The organism is Paenibacillus sp. 22594 (assembly GCF_052044425.1).
Taxonomy (GTDB): domain Bacteria; phylum Bacillota; class Bacilli; order Paenibacillales; family Paenibacillaceae; genus Paenibacillus_AQ.
Genome location: NZ_JBQENA010000001.1, coordinates 86,640 through 106,029, shown reverse-complemented (window position 1 = coordinate 106,029; position 19,390 = coordinate 86,640). Strand labels below are relative to the sequence as shown.

Sequence of the window (19,390 nt, the reverse complement as noted above, 5' to 3'; positions counted from 1 at the left end):
CGCCTGATTACTCAGCTGACAATTCAGTTAAAGCCATATTCAGCTTCAGCACATTCACACGTTCTTCGCCGAACAAGCCAAGATCGCGACCCTCGGTATTTGCTTTGATTAATTGTTCAAGCTTATCCGAAGAAAGGCCGGTCAGACTGCTGATTCTGGGAACCTGCACGATAGCCGAGGCTGGGGAAATATCGGGGTCCAGGCCCGAGCCGGAGTTCGTAACCAGATCGATAGGCAGTTGATTCACTGGAACCTGCGGATTGTCCAGCTTCCACTGGGTGATAAAGTCGCTGGTGCGCTTCAGCATATCCGCATTGGATGGGCCATAATTGTTCGAGCCCGAAGCCTCGGCTTTGTAATCGATGCTGGACACTCGCCCATGGAACAGCGCCGGATTGGTGAAGCTCTGACCAATCAGCTCGGAGCCGATAACCTGGCCGGCACTGTTCTTCAGCAGGCTGCCGTTCGCCTGTGAAGGCATCAGCACCTGGGCAATAGCTGTGGAAGCCAGCGGATACACAACTCCGCAAAGAATAATAAATATGGCGCTGAGTCTTACTATGCTGAGTATATAAGAACTAGTGTTCTTCATTCATGATCCATCCTCTCTATCTTACAACCCTATTAAGCTTATATCCAAATACTAACGAGCATATCAATGAGCTTAATTCCCAGAAAAGGAACCAGTACGCCCCCGAATCCATAGATGAAGATATTCCGGCGCAGCAGCTTGACTGAGCTCATTGGCTTATAGGATACCCCTCTCATGGCAAGGGGGATCAGGAGCGGAATAATAATCGCATTAAAGATCAGTGCCGAGATAATAGCAGAGCTTGGTGATCCCAGCCCCATTACGTTCAGCACCTCCATTTCCGGAATCGCGAGCGTGAACATAGCAGGAATGATTGCAAAATATTTGGCGATGTCATTCGCAATACTGAAGGTAGTCAGGGCACCGCGGGTCATCAGCAGCTGCTTGCCGATGGCTACGACCTCTATAATCTTGGATGGGTCTGAGTCCAAATCGACCATATTCGCCGCTTCCTTGGCGGCAGAGGTTCCGCTGTTCATGGCAAGCCCCACATCGGCCTGGGCCAGAGCAGGAGCATCGTTCGTTCCGTCACCCGTCATGGCGACCAGCTTGCCTTCCTGCTGTTCACGGCGAATGACTTCAATCTTATTCTCCGGTGTACTTTCGGCGATAAAACCGTCTACTCCGGCTTCGGCGGCAATCGTTGCAGCGGTTAGTGGATTGTCTCCGGTACACATAATCGTTTTGATGCCCATTTTACGCAGCTCATCAAATCGTTCCTTCATTCCGGGTTTCACGGTGTCTTTCAGATAAATAAGTCCGAATATCCGATCGTCAACGGCTACGGCAAGCGGAGTTCCGCCTTTACCGGCTATTTCATTCGACTTTTTGTCCAGATTATCGGGAATCTGCCCGCCTTGGGAAGAGACCCAGCGCTTCATGGAATCAACAGCCCCTTTACGGACCTTGCGACCGTCCTTCAGATCCAGTCCGCTCATTCGCGTTTCGGCACGGAACTCAATGATTTCTGCCTCTTCTGCCAGTCCGGCCTGATAAGGATGACCCTGTATTTTGATCAGTTCAATCACGGAACGGCCTTCCGGCGTCTCGTCCTTCAGTGAACTGACTGCTGCCCACCCTGCCAGTTCGGCTTCATTCTCATTCCCTACGGGGACAAATTCGCTGGCCATACGGTTCCCGAAGGTGATGGTGCCTGTTTTATCGAGAATCATCGTATTAATGTCTCCGGCGGCTTCAACCGCTTTACCTGACATCGCCAGCACGTTGAACTGGGTAACCCGGTCCATGCCTGCGATTCCGATTGCAGACAGTAGACCACCGATGGTAGTAGGGATCAGACAGACCAGCAGCGCGATCAGGACAGGGATCTCCAAATCGACATTCAGATAAGCGGCAATCGGACGCAATGTGACTACGACAATCAGAAAGATAATGGTTAAGCTGATTAAAAGGGTATTGAGTGCAATTTCATTGGGTGTTTTCTGGCGTTTGGCCCCTTCGACAAGCGAGATCATACGGTCCAGAAACGACTCACCGGGATCACTGGTAATCCGAACCTTGATCTGATCACTTACTACTCTTGTGCCGCCTGTGACAGAGTTGAAGTCTCCTCCAGCCTCTTTGATGACTGGAGCGGATTCCCCGGTAATCGCAGATTCGTCCACGGAAGCAAGGCCTTCAATGACTTCGCCGTCACCGGGAATGAGTTCTCCTTGGCTGATGACCACGACATCTCCTTTGCGCAGATCCGAAGAAGAGACGATCTTAACAGCTCCGCCCACCAGCTTGTTTGCGGAAATATCCTGTTTCGTTTTCTTCAAGGTATCCGCCTGTGCCTTGCCTCGGCCTTCAGCCAGTGCTTCTGCAAAATTAGCGAACAATACTGTAACCAGCAAAATCAAAAACACTGTAATATTGAAGCCTATGGAGTCTTCGGCATGGAAATAGCCGGGGGCCAACACCATCATCAGTACGATAATAGTGCCGATTTCTACAACGAACATCACCGGATTCTTCATCAAGGTCACCGGATTAAGCTTCATGAAGCTGTCCTTGACCGCACTTTGCAGGATAGGGCCGGTCAGCAGTTTCTTTTTAGGTATGGTACTCATCTTGTTCTCCCTCTCTTAACGTAAGGTCAAATATTCTGCAACCGGACCGAGAACCACAACCGGCAGAAAGGTCAGTGCACCGATAATCAGCACCGTACCGATCAGAATCCCTGTAAATAGGCCATTGTCGGTACGGAACGTGCCGATCGTCTCCGGAACGGGCTTCTTACGGATCATGGAGCCGGCCACCGCCAGCATGGCGATAATGGATACATATCTTCCGAGCAGCATGACAATCCCTGTAAGTACATTCCAGAAGGTAGTATTATCGGCCAGCCCTTCGAAACCCGAACCGTTGTTGGCCGCAGAAGAGGTGAATTCATAGAGCACCTGCGTCATTCCATGGAAGCCCGGATTCGAGATGCTTCCCTTACCCAGCTCGGTTAAGAAGGCGGCAGCGGTAGGTGCCAGAATGATCAGCGGATGAATGAGTATTGCGATTGCGATCAGCTTCATTTCCCTCGCTTCTATTTTCCGACCAAGGAACTCCGGCGTCCGCCCTACCATCAGACCGCAGAGGAACACTCCCAGGATTGCATACATCAGCATGTTGACTAGACCTACACCTTTGCCCCCGAACACATTATTTAGCATCATCAGGGACAGCGGAGTTATGCTGCCAAGCGGGGTGAGGGTGTCATGCATATTATTAACGGTACCGGTAGTTGCAGCCGTTGTTACGGCAGTGAACAAAGAAGACTGTGCGATACCAAATCGGACCTCCTTCCCCTCCATACTACCCTGGGAAGCGTCGATACCCATGGCATTGATTGCCGGATTCCCTGCCGTTTCTGCGTAATAGTTGAGGCCCAGCAGCAATACGAACAAGGTCATCATCGCGCTGAAGATCATCCAGCCTTGACGTTTGTTTTTGGCAAATAATCCGTACATATAGGGCAGGGATGCGGGCAGCGTCCACATCGAGAGGATTTCAATGACATTCGTCAAAGGTGAGGGATTCTCAAACGGATGGGACGAGTTGGCTCCAAAGAATCCGCCGCCATTCGTACCCAGGTGCTTGATCGATTCAAGTGAGGCAACCGGACCGATGGCGATCTGCTGTGAACCACCCTCAAGCGTTGTTACATGAAGAGATGGCTGTAATGTCTGCGGAACCTGCAGCGCCACCAATACCAATGTCACCAGCAGAGCCAGCGGGAGAAAGATACGGATGATGGATTTCACGAAATCTTCGAAGAAATTCCCCACAGTATCTCTTCCTGTAATGCCTCTCACAAAAGCGACTGCCACGGAGAAGCCGCTCGCCGCTGAAGTAAACATCATCATTGTAATCACAGCCATTTGAGAGAAATAGGATAGACCAGTTTCTCCGCTGTAATGCTGCAGATTGGTATTCGTCATGAAACTGATGACTGTATTGAACGTTAGTGACTGTTCCATGCCTCCGGTTCCATTGGGATTCATCGGCAGTGCGCCTTGCAGACGAAGGAACAAGTAACTGAAGACTACCAGTACAATGTTTGTCCCCAGGAAGCTGATGGCATATCTCTTCCAAGTCATTCCCTCACGGTTCTTCAGTCCGCTCAGTTTGAATATTCCACGTTCGAAGCCGCCAAATATGCGGTCCGTTCGGTTCGGTTCATTTGAAAATACATGATATAAATAAGTTCCTACCGGCTTAACCAGCAGCAGCAGTATGACAATGACTGCGGCAATTTGCACAATACCCACGAAGGCCCCTCCTTAAGTTGACACTCTCTCTTTTAGCATCATTCAATGAATCTTTAGAATTTCTCTGGATGAATCAGGGCATATACCAAATACAGAAACAGAAGCAAGGTTGCAGCAATAACCACCGTCATTGTTCCGTCCCCCCTGTATCATCAGTCATATGTCCGCACCACTGTGCAAAGGCGTAAAGGAGTACGAAAAGCACCGCCAGAACTGCCACCATATACACATCCATCATGTTCTTTGCCACTCCTCTCACTATCATCTTTTGATCTCTTTCTCTTTTTCATAAATTCAGCGTAACATTTCTGCCATTAGTTAAGGATTAGAGATTCCGGCAGCGAATTAAGATTGCATTAAGATTGGCGCGTCTTCTCATCGTCCTCATGCTCCTCACTAAGCAGGCTTTGCCAATAGTAATGGTCATAGAATTTTTTCACAACAAATAGAATTCCGGCTATGATGGAGATAAGACCAGCATTTTTTAAAAACTCATTCATACATAACTCCTTCTCTCTTCGGCTGTTCACTACCCTTCCAGCGTAACACTGCAGCCATTTATTCAGGATTAGGATTTGCCGGAGCAGATAAAGATCACGTTAAGGTTAGGAGAATAATAAGGCTCATTTTCTATACAAAAAAAAGCGGAAGACCAAGGCTGTAAGGATAAGCCTTGGTCTTCCGCTTTTTACACATGTCCGTTCAAATGGCTTTGTTGTCATCGCCAACCTGCAGCATCCGGTATCCGACGCCAATATGCGTTTGAATGAATTTGGGCTGCGAGGGAGTTCTCTCGATCTTTTTCCTTAAGGTGGCCATAAAAACACGCAGGGCGGGAATATCGTACGTGTGGCTGCCCCAGATTTCATGAAGAATGTAATTATGAGTCAGCACTTTGCCCACATTTTTGGCGAGCAGTCCCAGCAGCTTGTATTCAATAGGAGTCAGATGAATTTCTTCATCATCCAGCCATACACAACCTGCCGCATAGTCGATTTTGAGGCCCTCATTCGTAAAAACAGAGGCATCCTTCAACAGCTTCTCACTGTCATACCGGATGCGCCTCAGACTCACCCTGAGCCGGGCCAGCAGTTCCTCCACACTGAACGGTTTGGTCAAATAATCATCTGCTCCTGCGTCTAGTGCATCAATCTTGTCCCGGTCCTCGCTGCGGGCACTGACCACAATAATGGGAAGATTGGACCAGGAACGTACTTTACGGATAATATCCACCCCATCCATATCTGGCAGACCCAAATCCAGGATCATAAGATCGGGCTGCCCCGATACCGCTTCAAGGATAGAGGCTTCACCGGTTTCAGCCGTGTGGTATTTGTACCCTTGTGTCTCCAGTGTGGTAGTTATCAGCTTGCGGATCGGTTTGTCGTCTTCAACAACGAGAATCAAAGGTTTATTCATGAACGTTTACCTCCTCTGCTTGCAGGGTAAAGCGGAATAGTGTCCCTTGCGGGAAGTTGTCATGTACGGCAAATGTGCCGCCATGAGCATTAATAATGGATTTGCACAAAGACAGCCCCAGGCCAAGTCCCCGGCGTCCGTCCCCGCGGATATTATCCGCCGTATAGAACATATCGAATATTCTGGTCTTGGCTTCATCAGAGATACCGGGACCGTCATCAGCGACCTCAACCACCACCATTTGTTTATCCCTTTTGGCCGAAAGGGTGATATGAGAGCCGGTTCCCGTATACTTAATCGCGTTGTCTAGCAGGTTGATCAGCACTTGGATAATCAATCTGGAATCCATTCTGGCCATGATCAGCTCATCACTCAGAACGGTACGAATGATGTGTTCAGTGCTTTTTCGATTCAGGTGCAGCAGCGCTTCTGCAATGACCTCCTCGATAAGCTCCGCCTGAACATTCAGATTTAAGCTTCCATTTTCGATCCGGCTAATCGACAACAGGTTCTCTACCAGATTGATCAGCCATATGGAATCGTCATAAATATCTGTATACAGCCCTGTCTTTTGCTCCTCACTTAGTACACCAGAATTCCCTATGAGAATGCCGGCATTTCCGGAAATGCTGGTGAGCGGTGTGCGCAAGTCATGAGAAATGGCCCGCAGCAGGTTGGCCCGGAGATGTTCCTGCTGAATCTGGATGGAGATTTCCTTTTGTTTTTCATTCAATTGTTCTTTCTCCAACGCCAGCGCACATTCTCCCAGCATGGCAATCACCAGGCTCTTGTCAAATACCTCGAGCGGGTCTTCGTTCTCCATCACGATGGCGGCTACTGCAAATACACTGTCCCCCCCGCGAACCGCATGATACAGACAGCCAGCAGCAGAAAAAGTATCCGTGGTGGCTCCAGCACGCTTATTGTTTTTGTAGACCCAGTCGGCTACTGAACGCTCACTGTTGCTTGTATAGATTTGCAGATCCGCAGCCAAATCCTCTTTGGGGAATATAAGAGGTTCAGACAAGGAACCAGGCAATACAGAATAAAAAATAACTGTCCTGTCCAAAAGCTTAACCATTTGCTGCGCTGTTTCATTGATGATGGCAGCCGGATCTTTGGCCTGCTGCAGCTTGCGGCTGGTCTCCAGCAGTACCTCGGTACGAAAGGCTTTTTTCGCTGATTGTCTGGCCTGCTCTTTAACCCGCATTGTCAGAGTACTGGTTATGAAAGAAGCTGCCAGCATCACCAGAAAGGTGACCGGATATCCCGAATCATACGCCCGCAGGGAAAAGTAAGGTGCGGTAAAAAAATAATTGAATACCAGCACACTGAATATAGAGGTTGCGGCACTATAGAGTCGTCCTTCGGTAATCATCGCACTTAGCAGAACGCCCAGTATATATACAGTGATGATATTTGCTTCCCTGAAACCCAGTGCACTAAACCACAAGCCGATGAGAGTACAGACCAGGAGTATTCCAAAAGTTTTGAAGGTGCTGGTCAGTGACAACCGCGGCGAAACCCTATATTGCGGAAATCTGTTGTAAAGGGCAGGCTGGGTGTCCGGGATGATATAAATATCCATATTCGGGGAGGCCGCAGCCAGTTTGTCCATGATATTAGTGTTACCGAACCAGCTTTTTTTAGAGTGTGAACGGCCCAAAATAATCTTGGAGACCCGGCTTGTTTTGGCATACTCTGCGATCTGTCCTGAAATATCCTCCCCGTAAGTTGTCGCAATCTGAGCACCAAGCTGTTCCGCCAGCCGCAGGTTCGCTCTCAGCTCGGTTTTATTCTTCTGGGTGAGCCCCTTCGTTTCCGGTGTTTCCACGAACAGTGCCGTGAAACCCCCGTGGAACGCCTCAGCCATTCTCGCGGCAGTACGGATTACCTTTTTATTTGACGCTGCCGATGACAGGCAAACAAGAATATGCTCATTGGAGTAATGCTCTTGGTTAGCTTCCTGGCTGCTAATTTGAAGCGCAATCCGGTTCAGCTGGTTCGCCGTGTAGCGCAGGGCAATCTCGCGGAGCGCAATCAGCTTTTCCGGGCTAAACCCGCCCGCATTTTGGTCTTGAGGTTGTTCATGATAGATTTTCCCTCTGTTCAGACGGTCGATCAGATCATCAGGTTCAATATCGATCAGTTCCACTTGATCGGCACTGTCTAATACATGATCCGGAATGCGTTCGTGTACGGTGAGACCGGTGATGGATACCACTATATCCTGCAGGCTTTCTATATGCTGGACATTAACGGTAGTATAGACATCAATTCCCGCACGCAGCAATTCCTCCATATCCTGATATCTTTTTTTGTGCCGGCTTCCTGCAGGATTGGTATGTGCAAGCTCGTCCAGCAGAATCAGTTCCGGCTGTCTCCGGATCGCCCGGTCCAAATCAAATTCATGTGAGTCAATTCCTTCCCGGGATATTTCCAGAGGAGGAATCTGTTCCATACCAACCAGCAGTGCTTCCGTTTCCGGCCTGTCCCGGTTCTCAATGATCCCGGCAACTACATCCATTCCGTCTTTTTGCTCTTCCCGGGCAGCACTCAGCATGGCACAGGTTTTACCGGCTCCTGCCGCATAGCTGAAATATATTTTTAGCTTTCCCCGTACTGCCATTCCATGCCTTCTTTCTGTCTATCCGTAGCTAATTCAGCTGAAATCGTTTTACTGTAAGTATAGCATGAGGCAAATCAGCATAGCATTACGGTTTTGGATCAAGCATTAAGATTGTATAAAGATTCTCCTGCGAAATATATGAATTCATGTCTCTCTGGATAAACCTGCAAAGAATTACCCATACTATGCGTTATCTAAATAAAGGAGGCATCAGCATGAAGATGACGGGCGACCGGCTGTGGATTGCAGCTCTGGGTGGTGTATATGAAATTGGCAAAAACATGTATCTTCTGCAATACGCTGAAGACATTATTGTCATTGATTGCGGGTCAAAATTCCCGGATGAGACTCTTCTTGGTATTGATCTAATTATTCCCGATATTGCCTATTTACTTAGTAATATAGATAAAGTCAGGGCTTTGGTAGTTACCCATGGACATGAAGATCACATCGGCGGCATCCCATATTTCCTCAAACAACTGAATATTCCGGTGTATGCTTCCCGTCTGACACTCGGCTTAATCGAGATCAAACTTAGGGAGCATGGGCTTCTGCGCCAGACCGAGCTTCATTGCATAGATACGGAGTCCACGCTGAATTTCGGTTCTATCACCACTACCTTTTTCCGAACAAACCACAGTATTCCGGATTGCCTTGGCATTGTCTTCGATACACCCGAAGGAACAGTAGTTCATACCGGCGATTTCAAGTTCGATATGACTCCTGTCAACAAGCAGTATCCAGATATACATAAAATGGCCGCGATCGGAGAAAAGGGGGTAAAATTTCTTTTATCGGAGAGTACAAATGCTGAACGGCCTGGCTTTACCCCATCGGAAAGGCTGGTAGGCGCTCATTTGGAGGAAGCCTTTCAAAAAGCGGAGAACAGAATCTTTATCTCTACCTTTGCTTCGAACGTGCACCGTTTGCAGCAGATTGTTGACGCAGCTGAGCATACTGGACGCAAGCTCGCCCTGCTGGGCAGAAGCATGGTCAATGTCGTTGGAGTAGCCCAAGAACTGGGGTATTTACATATCCCTGAGGGCATGCTGGTAGAGACGGCTGAGGCGGGCAAAGTGGAACGCGATAAGATCGCTGTATTGTGTACCGGAAGCCAGGGTGAACCTATGGCAGCATTATCCCGACTTGCAAATTCCAGCCACAGGCAGCTTGAGATCAGTCGAGGAGACACCGTTCTCCTCGCGGCGAATCCGATTCCAGGCAATGAACGCAACGTTTCCAGGATCGTAGACAATCTGTATATGCTGGGTGCACGAGTAATATACGGATCACGCAGTGAGCTTCATGTCTCGGGGCATGGCAGCCAGGAGGAATTGAAGCTGATGCTGACCTTGATGAAACCCGAATATTTCATACCGATTCACGGGGAGTACCGGATGCTTCATCATCACAGTTTGCTGGCTGAAGCCGTAGGGGTAAAGAGTGAGAATATCTTTATTTTAAAAAATGGGGAAATTGTTGAGTCAAACGGCGGAGATGTCCGCCAAACCGGACGGATCACAGCTGGACAAATTTTTGTGGATGGACTGGGAATCGGGGATATTGGCAGTGTTGTACTTCGCGACCGCAGGCAGCTGTCTGCAGATGGGATTCTGATTACAGTCATTACATTAAGCCAAAGTGACGGGCGGATTCTGAACGAGCCGGATACGATCTCTAGAGGTTTTGTGTACGTGCGCAACTCTGATACGCTGATGGAAGAGATCAACCAGCTGATTACAGCTACTCTTCAGAAGATGAGCACCGCAGATCTCGGTCAATGGAATATCATCAAAGAAACCATCAAAGGAACATTAAGTAAATTCCTGTATGAACGCACAAAACGCAGACCGATGATTCTGCCCATTATCATTGAGGTCTAGAAATGGGAAAAAATCCGCAGATTATGGACTTTAAGTCCTGTCTGCGGATTTTTTTTACAGAATTTGACGTCACTGAATCATGGAATTAATGAATTTTGCCATTTCGACGCTGGTCTGGTTAAGCCGTTCAATAACATCGCTGAACTCGATGACCCTTTCAGCCTGCTCAGAGGAAGAAGCGGCAATCGCTTCTATTTCCTTTTCCATCTGATGGATAGAGCGCTGAACCGTATTAAGTGAATCCTCAATCGATTTGGTCGCATCCCTCGTATGTACGGACAATTTGCGCACTTCCGTGGCGACGACACCGAAGCCAGCCCCCTCCTGCCCAACACGCGCGGCTTCGATGGCAGCATTCAACCCCAGAAGATTGGTCTGTTCAGAAATTTCACGGATAAAGCCCGCTACCTTGCTGACCTGATTAGACTCTTCCACCGTCTTTCGTGAATTCTCAAGAATCTGTGCTGTGGTAGCCGATAACTCTTCAGACTGGGCGGCAACATTTTGAACCATATCGACCAGTTGCCCGCTGATTTGATTAATGCTGCCGGTCAGTTGCTCCATTTTATCCTCGTTTTCCAAGGTATAGGCGATCGCAAATGCGCCGATAATCTCACCTGCTCCATCATAAATCGGGACGGCTGAAGAAATCACAGTAGCCCCATACAGCTCAGGCGACAGCCGGTTGGTTGTGGCTCGTCCTGCGAGCGCATTTCCGAGGGAAGGGTCATCCGGAGGAACAGGACTTCCTTTGCTCAGACCGAAATCCAGCACCTTGCTGGGAGCATAATAATGGAATATTTCTTTGTCGGTGATCCCAATCATAATATCCTGGGAATGAATTTGTTTGAAGAATGGCGCAGCTAATACCAAAGCATTTAAATTATCCATGATGTTTCTCTCCTAAATTAAGCTTTTTTACATTATTATCGTCACCTTGCAGCCATAAATTTAGAGGGGGATTATTTGTTGTACAGCTCCAAGGTAGTATGAAAGATATAATGATGTCGCCATTTCTACAAATTTTCAGCTTGGCTCTAACGAATACGTTTACATTTCTATCGTATGCTATACAGTCTGACCTCATCGAAAAGACAAAGAGGAGGAAAATGAATGTCGTTTGGTTTCAGGAAATTTGGTTTGCTGTTCGTTGCTTTGGTATTGCTGGCAGGTGCCTACGCGTATCCGGGCCAAAAGATGAAGGCTCAAGGTGCAGAGGGTTATTATCACACTTCAGGCAGCCGGATCGTGGATTCATCAGGTAACCCCGCAGTATTCAATGGACTCAATTGGTTTGGCTTCGAAACCTCAAATTATTCTCCGCATGGCTTGTGGTCACGTTCCATGGATGATGTGCTCGACCAAATCAAGGCTGAAGGCTATAACTTGATCCGCCTGCCCTACTGCAATCAGATGTTGGATACAGGTTCTGCCGCCAACAGTATCGATTATGCCAAAAATCCAGACCTCGTGGGTCTGAAGCCCATTCAGATCATGGATAAACTGGTTGAAAAAGCCGGGAAACGCGGCATTCGGATCTTCCTGGACCGCCACCGTCCGGATTCGGGAGGGCAATCGACGCTGTGGTATACTGCTGCATATCCCGAAACCCGTTGGATCAGTGACTGGGTGATGCTGGCTGAGCGCTATGCGGGTAACCCCACGGTCATCGGGGCGGATCTGCATAATGAGCCGCACGGCACGGCAAGCTGGGGCACCGGGAATCTTGCCACAGACTGGCAGCTGGCAAGTGAGCGTGCGGGAAATGCGATTCTTGCCGCGAATCCGAACTGGCTGATCATCGTCGAAGGTGTCGAAACCAACGTGCAGGGTAACTCCACCAGCTATTGGTGGGGCGGCAACCTATCAGGTGTGCGGAATCATCCGGTCGTGCTTACCCAGCCGAACCGTGTAGTCTATTCTCCACATGATTACGGGCCCGGTGTAGCGTCACAGCCTTGGTTCAGTGCTGCCAACTTCCCGAACAACCTGCCTAAGTTGTGGGATGATACCTGGGGTTATATCAGCAAGGAACAAATCGCCCCAGTTCTTGCAGGTGAATTCGGCGGCCGCAGTGTAGATACCCTCACCGTAGAAGGGAAATGGCAAAATGCACTTGTAAGCTACATTGGCCAGAATAATCTCTACTGGACCTACTGGAGTCTTAATCCTAACAGTGGAGATACCGGGGGGCTATTACTGGATGACTGGACCTCGTGGAATGAGCCCAAGCAAGCCATGCTTGACCCTATCATGAAGCCGGTTACTTTTCCTTCTGTACCTGGTGATCCGGGAGAGGGACCGGGGCCGGGAGACGTGCACGCCATATCCCTTTATCGTGTGGGTGAAACGGGGACTACTGTTAACTCAATCAGGGCGAGCCTGCAGCTCAAAAACGATTCGGGCACTCCTATTCCCTTAAATGAACTCACGATCCGCTATTGGTACACAAGTGATGGATTTACAGCACAAACCCTAGAATTTGATTATGCTGCAATTGGAAAAGAAAAACTGCTGACAGCGATCGTTCCCCTGGCGAAGCCATTGAACGGTGCCGACACCTATGCGGAAATCAGTTTTACGGCAAACGCAGGCTCTCTTGCAGCTTCCGGCACAACCGGTGACATCCAATTCCGCATTCATAAAAATAATTGGACAAATTACAATCAAGGGGATGATTATTCCTTCAAACCAGACATTACCAGCTATGCAGCGAATAATCATATCACAATCTATCATAAAGGGAAGCTGATTTATGGGATTGAACCTTAACCTGAAACATCCCTTCCCGTATTATTCTTTTCGCAGAATATCGATCGTTTTTCTATGATGCGATCATCGTCTGTATGAAAACTCTCCACAAAAAAAGCGCCGGCTCACGATATTATCGTGAAACCGGCGCTTTTTCGATCGTTTCCACATATACGTTCAAATGGAGTCTCTGTTAGGAAGCTCTGTTGGACAATGTGGGACTCCGGCTGGTTGCAATTCAGGATGCGCATGTCAATTGCGGCGAGCCGTTCGCTCTATGGCATCAACGATTACTTTGTACAGTTGGTGCGAAAGGTCATGCCCCATGCCGTCAACCAACATTAGTTCGGCGCCAGGAATGGCAGAAGCCGTGTCCTCGCCACACGCTGGGACGAACAGGGGATCGTCCACTCCATGAATGACTAGTGCTGGCACCTGTATGCTCGCCAGCCGTGGACGACGATCACCGGAGACAGCAATCGCAGCAATTTGTCGTCCGACACTGCCTGGATCGTAGGCTCGCTGGGCTTCCTCAAGAATGAGCGCACGATAAGAATCCTCTTCAAACAGATAGCCGGTGCCGGCGATGCGTTTGGCAAAAGTGAGGCTGTGCGCCAAAAATCCTGCTTCATCCTCAAACGGGTTCGGTGCCGGAGCAGTCATCATCGCCATGACCTCCGGGGAAGATTGCGGAAGGGTGGGATTACCGGAGCTGGACATAATGGATGTCAGTGATAATACCCGCTCCGGGTACTCACTGGCTGCGATCTGGGCGATCATTCCGCCCATCGACCTGCCCACGAAATGTGCCTGGTCAATGAAAAGGGCGTCGAGTAGTCCGATAGCATCGTTGGACATGTCATCGAGAGTGTAAGGGATGTCCGGTCGCTGTCCCGACATGAGAGCAGTCGCCAGAGCATCAAAATCCAGCGTCTTATAATGGCTAAAGTGCGTCGAGCAACCTACGTCACGATTGTCAAAACGAATCACGCGAAAGCCCCGCGATGCTAATATCCGACAAAATGAAACCGGCCAGCGGATCATCTGGGTTCCAAGCCCGGCAATTAGGAGAATAGCCTCGTCATTTTCGTTACCGAAACTGTCATAGGCCAAATCGATACCGTTTACTTTCAGGATGTTCATGATCGTCTTCTCCTCCAATTTTCTATTGTTCCTTTTTATTTATTTACGACTCCGCATGCTCTCATTTATTGGTTCCCTTCGTTAAATGCATTAGCGGCTAATTTTTTGACATGGTCTCTGATATCAGGTACCCAGTCATCGATGAAGTGGTGAAAACGATCCAAATCACCAGCGTACATCGCCCGCAAAGCTTCTTCGTAATGATGGAAGTTACCGGCCATTGCTGTCATGAAGTTATATGTTGCTTCTTGTGACTCTCGGATAGTGCTTTTCTTTTCTCCAGCATGGCGAGCCTCATCAATGAGTTTTCGCAATGTGACCGATGCCCCTCCAGGTTGATTCTTGAGCCATTCCCAATGCCGTGGCAATAATGTAACCTCACCGGATACAACCCCCAGCTTGGGTCGACCGACCCGCCGTGTAGGTTGATGATTCACTTCCGTAACGGATAGGTCACCAGGCTGTTCTCCTAATCGTTTGAGAACATCATCTGTACTCCCGCGAAAATCAACATCAATTAGCTTCCCTGTGGAATCGTCGAATATAAACAGCTGTGTGAGGTCTCTGTTATCCAGAGCATCCATCACTGAAGTAACAACGTGCTCTAACGAACCACTGGCGACGACTCTCATACCCAAAAATGCCGTGCAGTTAAAAAGCGTTGGGGTATTATTCATGCTGACCTCCTCTCTGCTTACCTCACCAATTATACCCGGGTAAAAATAAAAAATCAATATTACCCGGGTATAATTTGACGTACTTGACGATTCTTCCACGGCTTTGAACAGTGATTATACTTGGCTCGGCTTACACTCACTCAGATTAAAAGAAATATAGAGTCCAATTGCTGCGATCCCAGTCAATGTCCAGAAGGAGGCCTGCAGCCCATGGAGCATACTCTCAGGGAAGTGAATGGAACTATGGCTCATCGAGGCAGTCATTATGGAAATTAACATCACGCCACCCATTGAACTGCTTAAGGAGCGTATGGTAATTGTCATTGGTGAAGCATGTGCAATCATGGTGACAGGAACGCTTGCCATCGCATAGGCCGTTACCGGTGTCATAATGAACCCGATGCCAACCATAAGCAGCGCATAAATAGCGGCCACAAGAACCATTGAAGTCTGCAATGATAACAACAAAGTCAAGAGCAGCGTAATGATGGCAATTATAGAAAAGCCTCCCCGTATGATCAACCGTATACCATACCGGTCATAGAGCCTGCCAGAGACCATACTGGCTACACCCAGGAGGACAGCCCCCGGCAACAGCAACAGACCAGATATTTTCGGAGTCAACCCCCTGACATTCTGGGCATACAGCGGTATCAGCAGTTCCACCCCGACCATGACTATGAACATCAGTACTCCGATAATAGAGGATTGGGCAAATCTCCGGTTGCGGAATATATTGAAATCCAAGAGGGGTACGGCCAGCTTAAGCTGACGATGGATAAACATAACAATAATGAATATCCCCCCGAAAATGACTGCCCATGTGATCAAATGTGAACCTCCCTGTTCTCCCGCCAAATTCACCCCATACAATAATCCTGCAAATCCAAGGGTTGAAAATAGGATTGATCTCAGATCAAGCTTCTCATGATGGGTATCCCCTACATTCTTCAGACTAATTGTAGCCAGTAGCATATTAACAACCACAATGGGAAGCACAGCGTAGAACAGAATTCTCCAGGAATGCTCCTGAACGACCAAACCGGACAACGTCGGTCCCAGTGCCGGAGCGAGTCCCATCACCAGACCGATTAGCCCCATTGCAGAACCGATCTTATCCTTCGGAAAAACTCTTAGAATCGTAGTCTGAAACAGAGGCATCAACAGGCCTGCTCCTATCCCCTGAATGATCCGGCCTGTCAGGACCCAACCAAACTCTGGAGCGATTGCAGCCAGCAGCGTCCCTGTGGCAAATGACCCTACGGAAGTAAAGAAAAGTGCTCTTGTAGTGAATCTTCCGATCAAAAATCCGGCAACAGGCACAGTAATACCTGCAACCAGATAATAAATTGTAACCAGCCATTGCGCCTTGTTCTCGTTGATTCCCAAATCCAGCATGATCCGCGGAAGTGCAGTATTCAGCATCGTCTGCATCAGCTGTGCCAGGAAATTTGCGATCACCAGAGAGGAGACCATGATCCCAGGTTTTTTTCTCATTCCTTCCCCCGCCTTATCTCTTGTTCTTATTAAATACATTAAAGACTCTTTAACTCCTTGATAGTACCAAAAAAATTTTCTACTCGTTCAGCAAACCACAGGCATGATTACCGGGTAAACGAAATAAAGTTTAATCACGGACTTAATATATCCAGAATATATGCATATAGGCCTTTTGTCAAACAGAAGTTCAACATGGAAAATATAAAAAAAGAGCCACGGCAGTCAACCGGGCTCCAGTCAGTGATTATTTAAGAGAACCTCTTGTAAAAGCTATGGATTCGTCATAATCTACGTAAACATTCTGAATGTTGGGTTTATGCAGAACATCTGAAGTATAATAATACAACGGAATGACCACCATTTGATCCATGAGCAGTCGTTCAGCTTTTGCATAATATCGGATTCGCTCAGCGGGATCTGGTTGCTGCCTTGCTTGTCTCAAGTAATTATCATACTGCTTATTGCCCCAGCCCGTATCGTTAGCTGCACTCCAGGAAGTGAACAGTTCCAGAGAAGAGGCTGGATCATTATAGTCTACTGTCCACCCGCCTCTGGCCACTGTATAATTCTGGTCTGAGCGGTTATTGAGGAACTGCTCCCAGTTCTGAACCTCTAGACTTGCGGTAACTCCCAAATTTTTCTTCCAGCTGTTAATGACAGATTTCGCGATAATACTGTGACTTCCTTCATTCATAATGACTGAGAAATCAGGCATCCGCGTCAACCCTTCTTCCTTCAGACCTTCCTGAAGAAGGTTCTTAGCTGTTATTAAGTCTTCACTAAAATATCTTTTATCTGAAATTTCTGAACGGTACGGCTGCTTGGCTCCATGAATAGTTAGCGGAACGAATCCATAAGCTGGCGTACCATAATGAATCGCTTCACGGTCAATGGCCATGGCTAGCGCTTGTCGAATTTTCAGATTGTTAAAGGGTGCTTTTGACAGGTTGAATTGATAGAAGTAAGTTGCACCCGTAGGGACTTCATAAATTTTTTCGGAAGTAGAGTCGTCCAATATCGAATAATCCAATGGACCTGTCCCTATGCCCCCCAGCCAATCTATTTCACCATTCAAGTAGGCATCTGTAGCTGAAACGGATGCTGTTCCCGCTCCAGGAACAAGGAATTGCACCTCGGAGAAAAGAATCTCCTTTGCGGCATAATAGTTAGGATTTTTGACCAATACCACATGTTGATTGTCCCAATTAGCAATCTTAAAGGGGCCATTCGTAACCACGGTTTTCAGATTGGCCGCCCAGTTTTCATTCGCTTTGGCAACTACTGCATTTACCGGCAAATAGACATTTTCCGCGAGCATCTGGATGAAAGTGTAGTTCTTCTCGGACAAAGTTACCTGTAGCGTATAGTCATTAAGCGCTTTGATCCCTACATTAGAGGCATCCTTCTGCTTGCCGATGTGATAACTCTCAGCACCTGCAATCATGAACATTTTAAATGCCTGCACATTGTCTGACTGGGGTGCCAGCGCGCGTTTCCAGGCATATTCAAAATCTGAAGCTTTCACTGGCTGACGATTGCTCCATTGGCTACTAAAACGCAGTGTAAATGTGTATGTTTTGCCGTCAGCGGATATCTTCCATGACTTAGCTATGCCCGGTACGGCGAGACCAGCTTCATTCAGACGAACCAAACCTTCGAATAATCCTTTTACCACCGAAGATGCTGTGTCATACTCTGCCGAAGCAGGATCAAGCACCTGAGGAATGTAATCGACACCTATTCGAAATACCTGCTTGCCTGCCGCCGCAGAAACACCTTTTTCCTGTGTAACATTAAGACTCATAAGTAAACTAAAGGCTAGTAGCATCTGCAGCAACTTTTTCATCCACAATTCCCCTTTATATCCCCCAATATTAGGCATTCAACTTATAATATCACGAAACCCTTCTGCCAGATATGTCTGAATTGACCATAGCCGGTGCCCTGTCCAACCGATACCCGTTCCTAAGTATCTTCCTAATTCTCTGCCCGCTAACTGTTCATAATTTCCACAAAAGCTTTCAGCAGGTATTCATCGGCTCGAATTCGCAGAAGCTTATTCATACACAGATTGGCAGCCAACACCGTTCCAATCAGCCGAGTCGTTACAGGGATCATGGCATGTGTTCAGTCAATAAGCCGTGCTAAAACTTAACAACAAAGACTTAACAACAAAGCACCGCCCAGGGAATCGGGCGGCGATGGTATAAAGGTGATCTCGTAAATGGAATACATAATCCAGGCATCGCCTAGCTTTTCTTCTTCGGACAGTTGTCGCAGTATTCTGCGGTACTGGATATCTCATAGTAAAAGCAGCAAGTTTTACGGATACGCAGGGGCGAATCAGGGAGCGAGGGACTGGACGGGCGGCTATAGAAACGATCCAGCGGATTTTGCTTTTCTCCGAATAAGGCGCCGGGAGCCTGATGAACCAAGTACTGAAAGTCTGCCCGGGCCTGCTCGTGCTGGTCCCCCAATAGGCCAATTCGTTTCTCGTAGAGCGAGAACACTCGAACTGCCACATTCTCCCATAGTATGGCTTTGGGCACATGGGCCACTCTGGACATGACCTGGATAAGTCTGCCCAAATTTCTGGCAAACAGTGTTTGAAGCACCGTCTCGCGCCAAACCTGCCTTCCTTCAGCTCCCGGTATTGTGGCATTTGCATCGGTCAGACTGACATATTCCAGCCAGGAGCGGCCCGGTGGTGCTGCGAGCCAGCAGTTTCCGGACGAAAAATCCAGTCCCTTATTGTACACTGTCATAGTGTACAGCAGAGGGGCAGCGCTTAAGAAGGCGTACCTTTTTACAAACTGCGAGGCTGCAACCGCTCTCGTAGGGGAGGGCAGAAGTACATTGAGCCTGTCCAGGTAAGCAGAGCAGGTCTTTGCATCCTTTAAGGCCAAAGCATTTACCGAATAAGCGCTGCAAGGCCTGGCTTGCTTCCGCAAGCCAAAATACTGGCTCAATTCAGACCATTCTTCCTGCGATAGCGGGGACTGTTTATTCAAACACAACCCCTCCTTTTGTCC

General features: G+C 48.2%; 16 protein-coding genes. 2 read left to right on the top strand and 14 right to left on the bottom strand.

Annotation, left to right across the window (positions count from 1 at the left end; genetic code table 11):
* Positions 1-7: 7 nt before the first annotated feature.
* The 8 genes from kdpC to ACTJKB_RS00415 form a co-directional block, all read right to left on the bottom strand.
* Positions 8-592 carry a potassium-transporting ATPase subunit KdpC gene (gene kdpC, locus ACTJKB_RS00450; protein WP_440831307.1) on the bottom strand — a complete coding sequence of 195 codons (585 nt, stop codon included), beginning with the start codon at positions 590-592 and terminating at the stop codon, positions 8-10.
* A 38-nt stretch (positions 593-630) separates the two neighbouring features.
* Positions 631-2,664, bottom strand: coding sequence for a potassium-transporting ATPase subunit KdpB (gene kdpB, locus ACTJKB_RS00445; protein ID WP_440831306.1), 2,034 nt, complete (start codon positions 2,662-2,664; stop codon positions 631-633).
* Positions 2,665-2,679: 15 nt separating this feature from the next.
* A complete protein-coding gene (kdpA, locus tag ACTJKB_RS00440; RefSeq protein ID WP_440831305.1) occupies positions 2,680-4,356 on the bottom strand; it encodes a potassium-transporting ATPase subunit KdpA in 1,677 nt (558 codons plus the stop codon).
* A gap of 53 nt (positions 4,357-4,409) precedes the next feature.
* Positions 4,410-4,487: a K(+)-transporting ATPase subunit F gene (kdpF, locus tag ACTJKB_RS00435; protein ID WP_074083653.1), complete on the bottom strand. Its 78-nt coding sequence runs from the start codon at positions 4,485-4,487 to the stop codon at positions 4,410-4,412.
* On the bottom strand, positions 4,484-4,621 hold the full coding sequence (locus ACTJKB_RS00430; RefSeq protein WP_440831304.1) for a hypothetical protein: 138 nt from the start codon (positions 4,619-4,621) through the stop codon (positions 4,484-4,486). The genes kdpF and ACTJKB_RS00430 overlap by 4 nt, the downstream gene beginning before the upstream one ends.
* Before the next feature lie 91 nt (positions 4,622-4,712).
* A complete protein-coding gene (locus tag ACTJKB_RS00425) occupies positions 4,713-4,856 on the bottom strand; it encodes a hypothetical protein (protein ID WP_440831303.1) in 144 nt (47 codons plus the stop codon).
* 202 nt (positions 4,857-5,058) lie between these two features.
* Complete coding sequence (locus ACTJKB_RS00420; protein WP_440831302.1) at positions 5,059-5,775, bottom strand: response regulator; 717 nt, start codon at positions 5,773-5,775, stop codon at positions 5,059-5,061.
* The gene (locus ACTJKB_RS00415) at positions 5,768-8,404 is read right to left on the bottom strand and encodes a DUF4118 domain-containing protein (protein WP_440831301.1); all 2,637 of its coding nucleotides are present in this window, start codon (positions 8,402-8,404) and stop codon (positions 5,768-5,770) included. Before ACTJKB_RS00415 ends, ACTJKB_RS00420 begins: the two co-directional genes overlap by 8 nt.
* A gap of 215 nt (positions 8,405-8,619) precedes the next feature.
* Between ACTJKB_RS00415 and ACTJKB_RS00410 the strand changes: the two genes are divergently transcribed.
* The gene (locus ACTJKB_RS00410) at positions 8,620-10,287 is read left to right on the top strand and encodes a ribonuclease J (protein WP_440831300.1); all 1,668 of its coding nucleotides are present in this window, start codon (positions 8,620-8,622) and stop codon (positions 10,285-10,287) included.
* 69 nt (positions 10,288-10,356) lie between these two features.
* Here ACTJKB_RS00410 and ACTJKB_RS00405 read toward each other — a convergent pair whose 3' ends face one another.
* Positions 10,357-11,178 (bottom strand): methyl-accepting chemotaxis protein, encoded by an 822-nt coding sequence (locus ACTJKB_RS00405; protein ID WP_440831299.1) that lies wholly within the window; start codon positions 11,176-11,178, stop codon positions 10,357-10,359.
* A gap of 222 nt (positions 11,179-11,400) precedes the next feature.
* Here ACTJKB_RS00405 and ACTJKB_RS00400 point away from each other — a divergent pair, with 222 nt between their 5' ends.
* Entirely contained in the window at positions 11,401-13,059 is a 1,659-nt protein-coding gene (locus ACTJKB_RS00400; RefSeq protein WP_440831298.1) for a cellulase family glycosylhydrolase, read from the top strand.
* 231 nt (positions 13,060-13,290) lie between these two features.
* Here ACTJKB_RS00400 and ACTJKB_RS00395 read toward each other — a convergent pair whose 3' ends face one another.
* The 5 genes from ACTJKB_RS00395 to ACTJKB_RS00375 all read right to left on the bottom strand — a co-directional run bounded on the left by ACTJKB_RS00395 (position 13,291) and on the right by ACTJKB_RS00375 (position 19,369).
* Positions 13,291-14,181, bottom strand: coding sequence for an alpha/beta fold hydrolase (locus ACTJKB_RS00395; RefSeq protein ID WP_440831297.1), 891 nt, complete (start codon positions 14,179-14,181; stop codon positions 13,291-13,293).
* Positions 14,182-14,246: 65 nt separating this feature from the next.
* On the bottom strand, positions 14,247-14,858 hold the full coding sequence (locus tag ACTJKB_RS00390; RefSeq protein WP_440831296.1) for a DUF2239 family protein: 612 nt from the start codon (positions 14,856-14,858) through the stop codon (positions 14,247-14,249).
* A gap of 114 nt (positions 14,859-14,972) precedes the next feature.
* Positions 14,973-16,355, bottom strand: a complete 1,383-nt coding sequence (locus ACTJKB_RS00385; RefSeq protein ID WP_440831295.1) for a DHA2 family efflux MFS transporter permease subunit — start codon at positions 16,353-16,355, stop codon at positions 14,973-14,975.
* Positions 16,356-16,602: 247 nt separating this feature from the next.
* The gene (locus tag ACTJKB_RS00380; protein WP_440831294.1) at positions 16,603-18,204 is read right to left on the bottom strand and encodes a peptide ABC transporter substrate-binding protein; all 1,602 of its coding nucleotides are present in this window, start codon (positions 18,202-18,204) and stop codon (positions 16,603-16,605) included.
* 403 nt (positions 18,205-18,607) lie between these two features.
* Positions 18,608-19,369 (bottom strand): IucA/IucC family C-terminal-domain containing protein, encoded by a 762-nt coding sequence (locus ACTJKB_RS00375; protein ID WP_440831293.1) that lies wholly within the window; start codon positions 19,367-19,369, stop codon positions 18,608-18,610.
* Between the last annotated feature and the right edge of the window lie 21 nt (positions 19,370-19,390).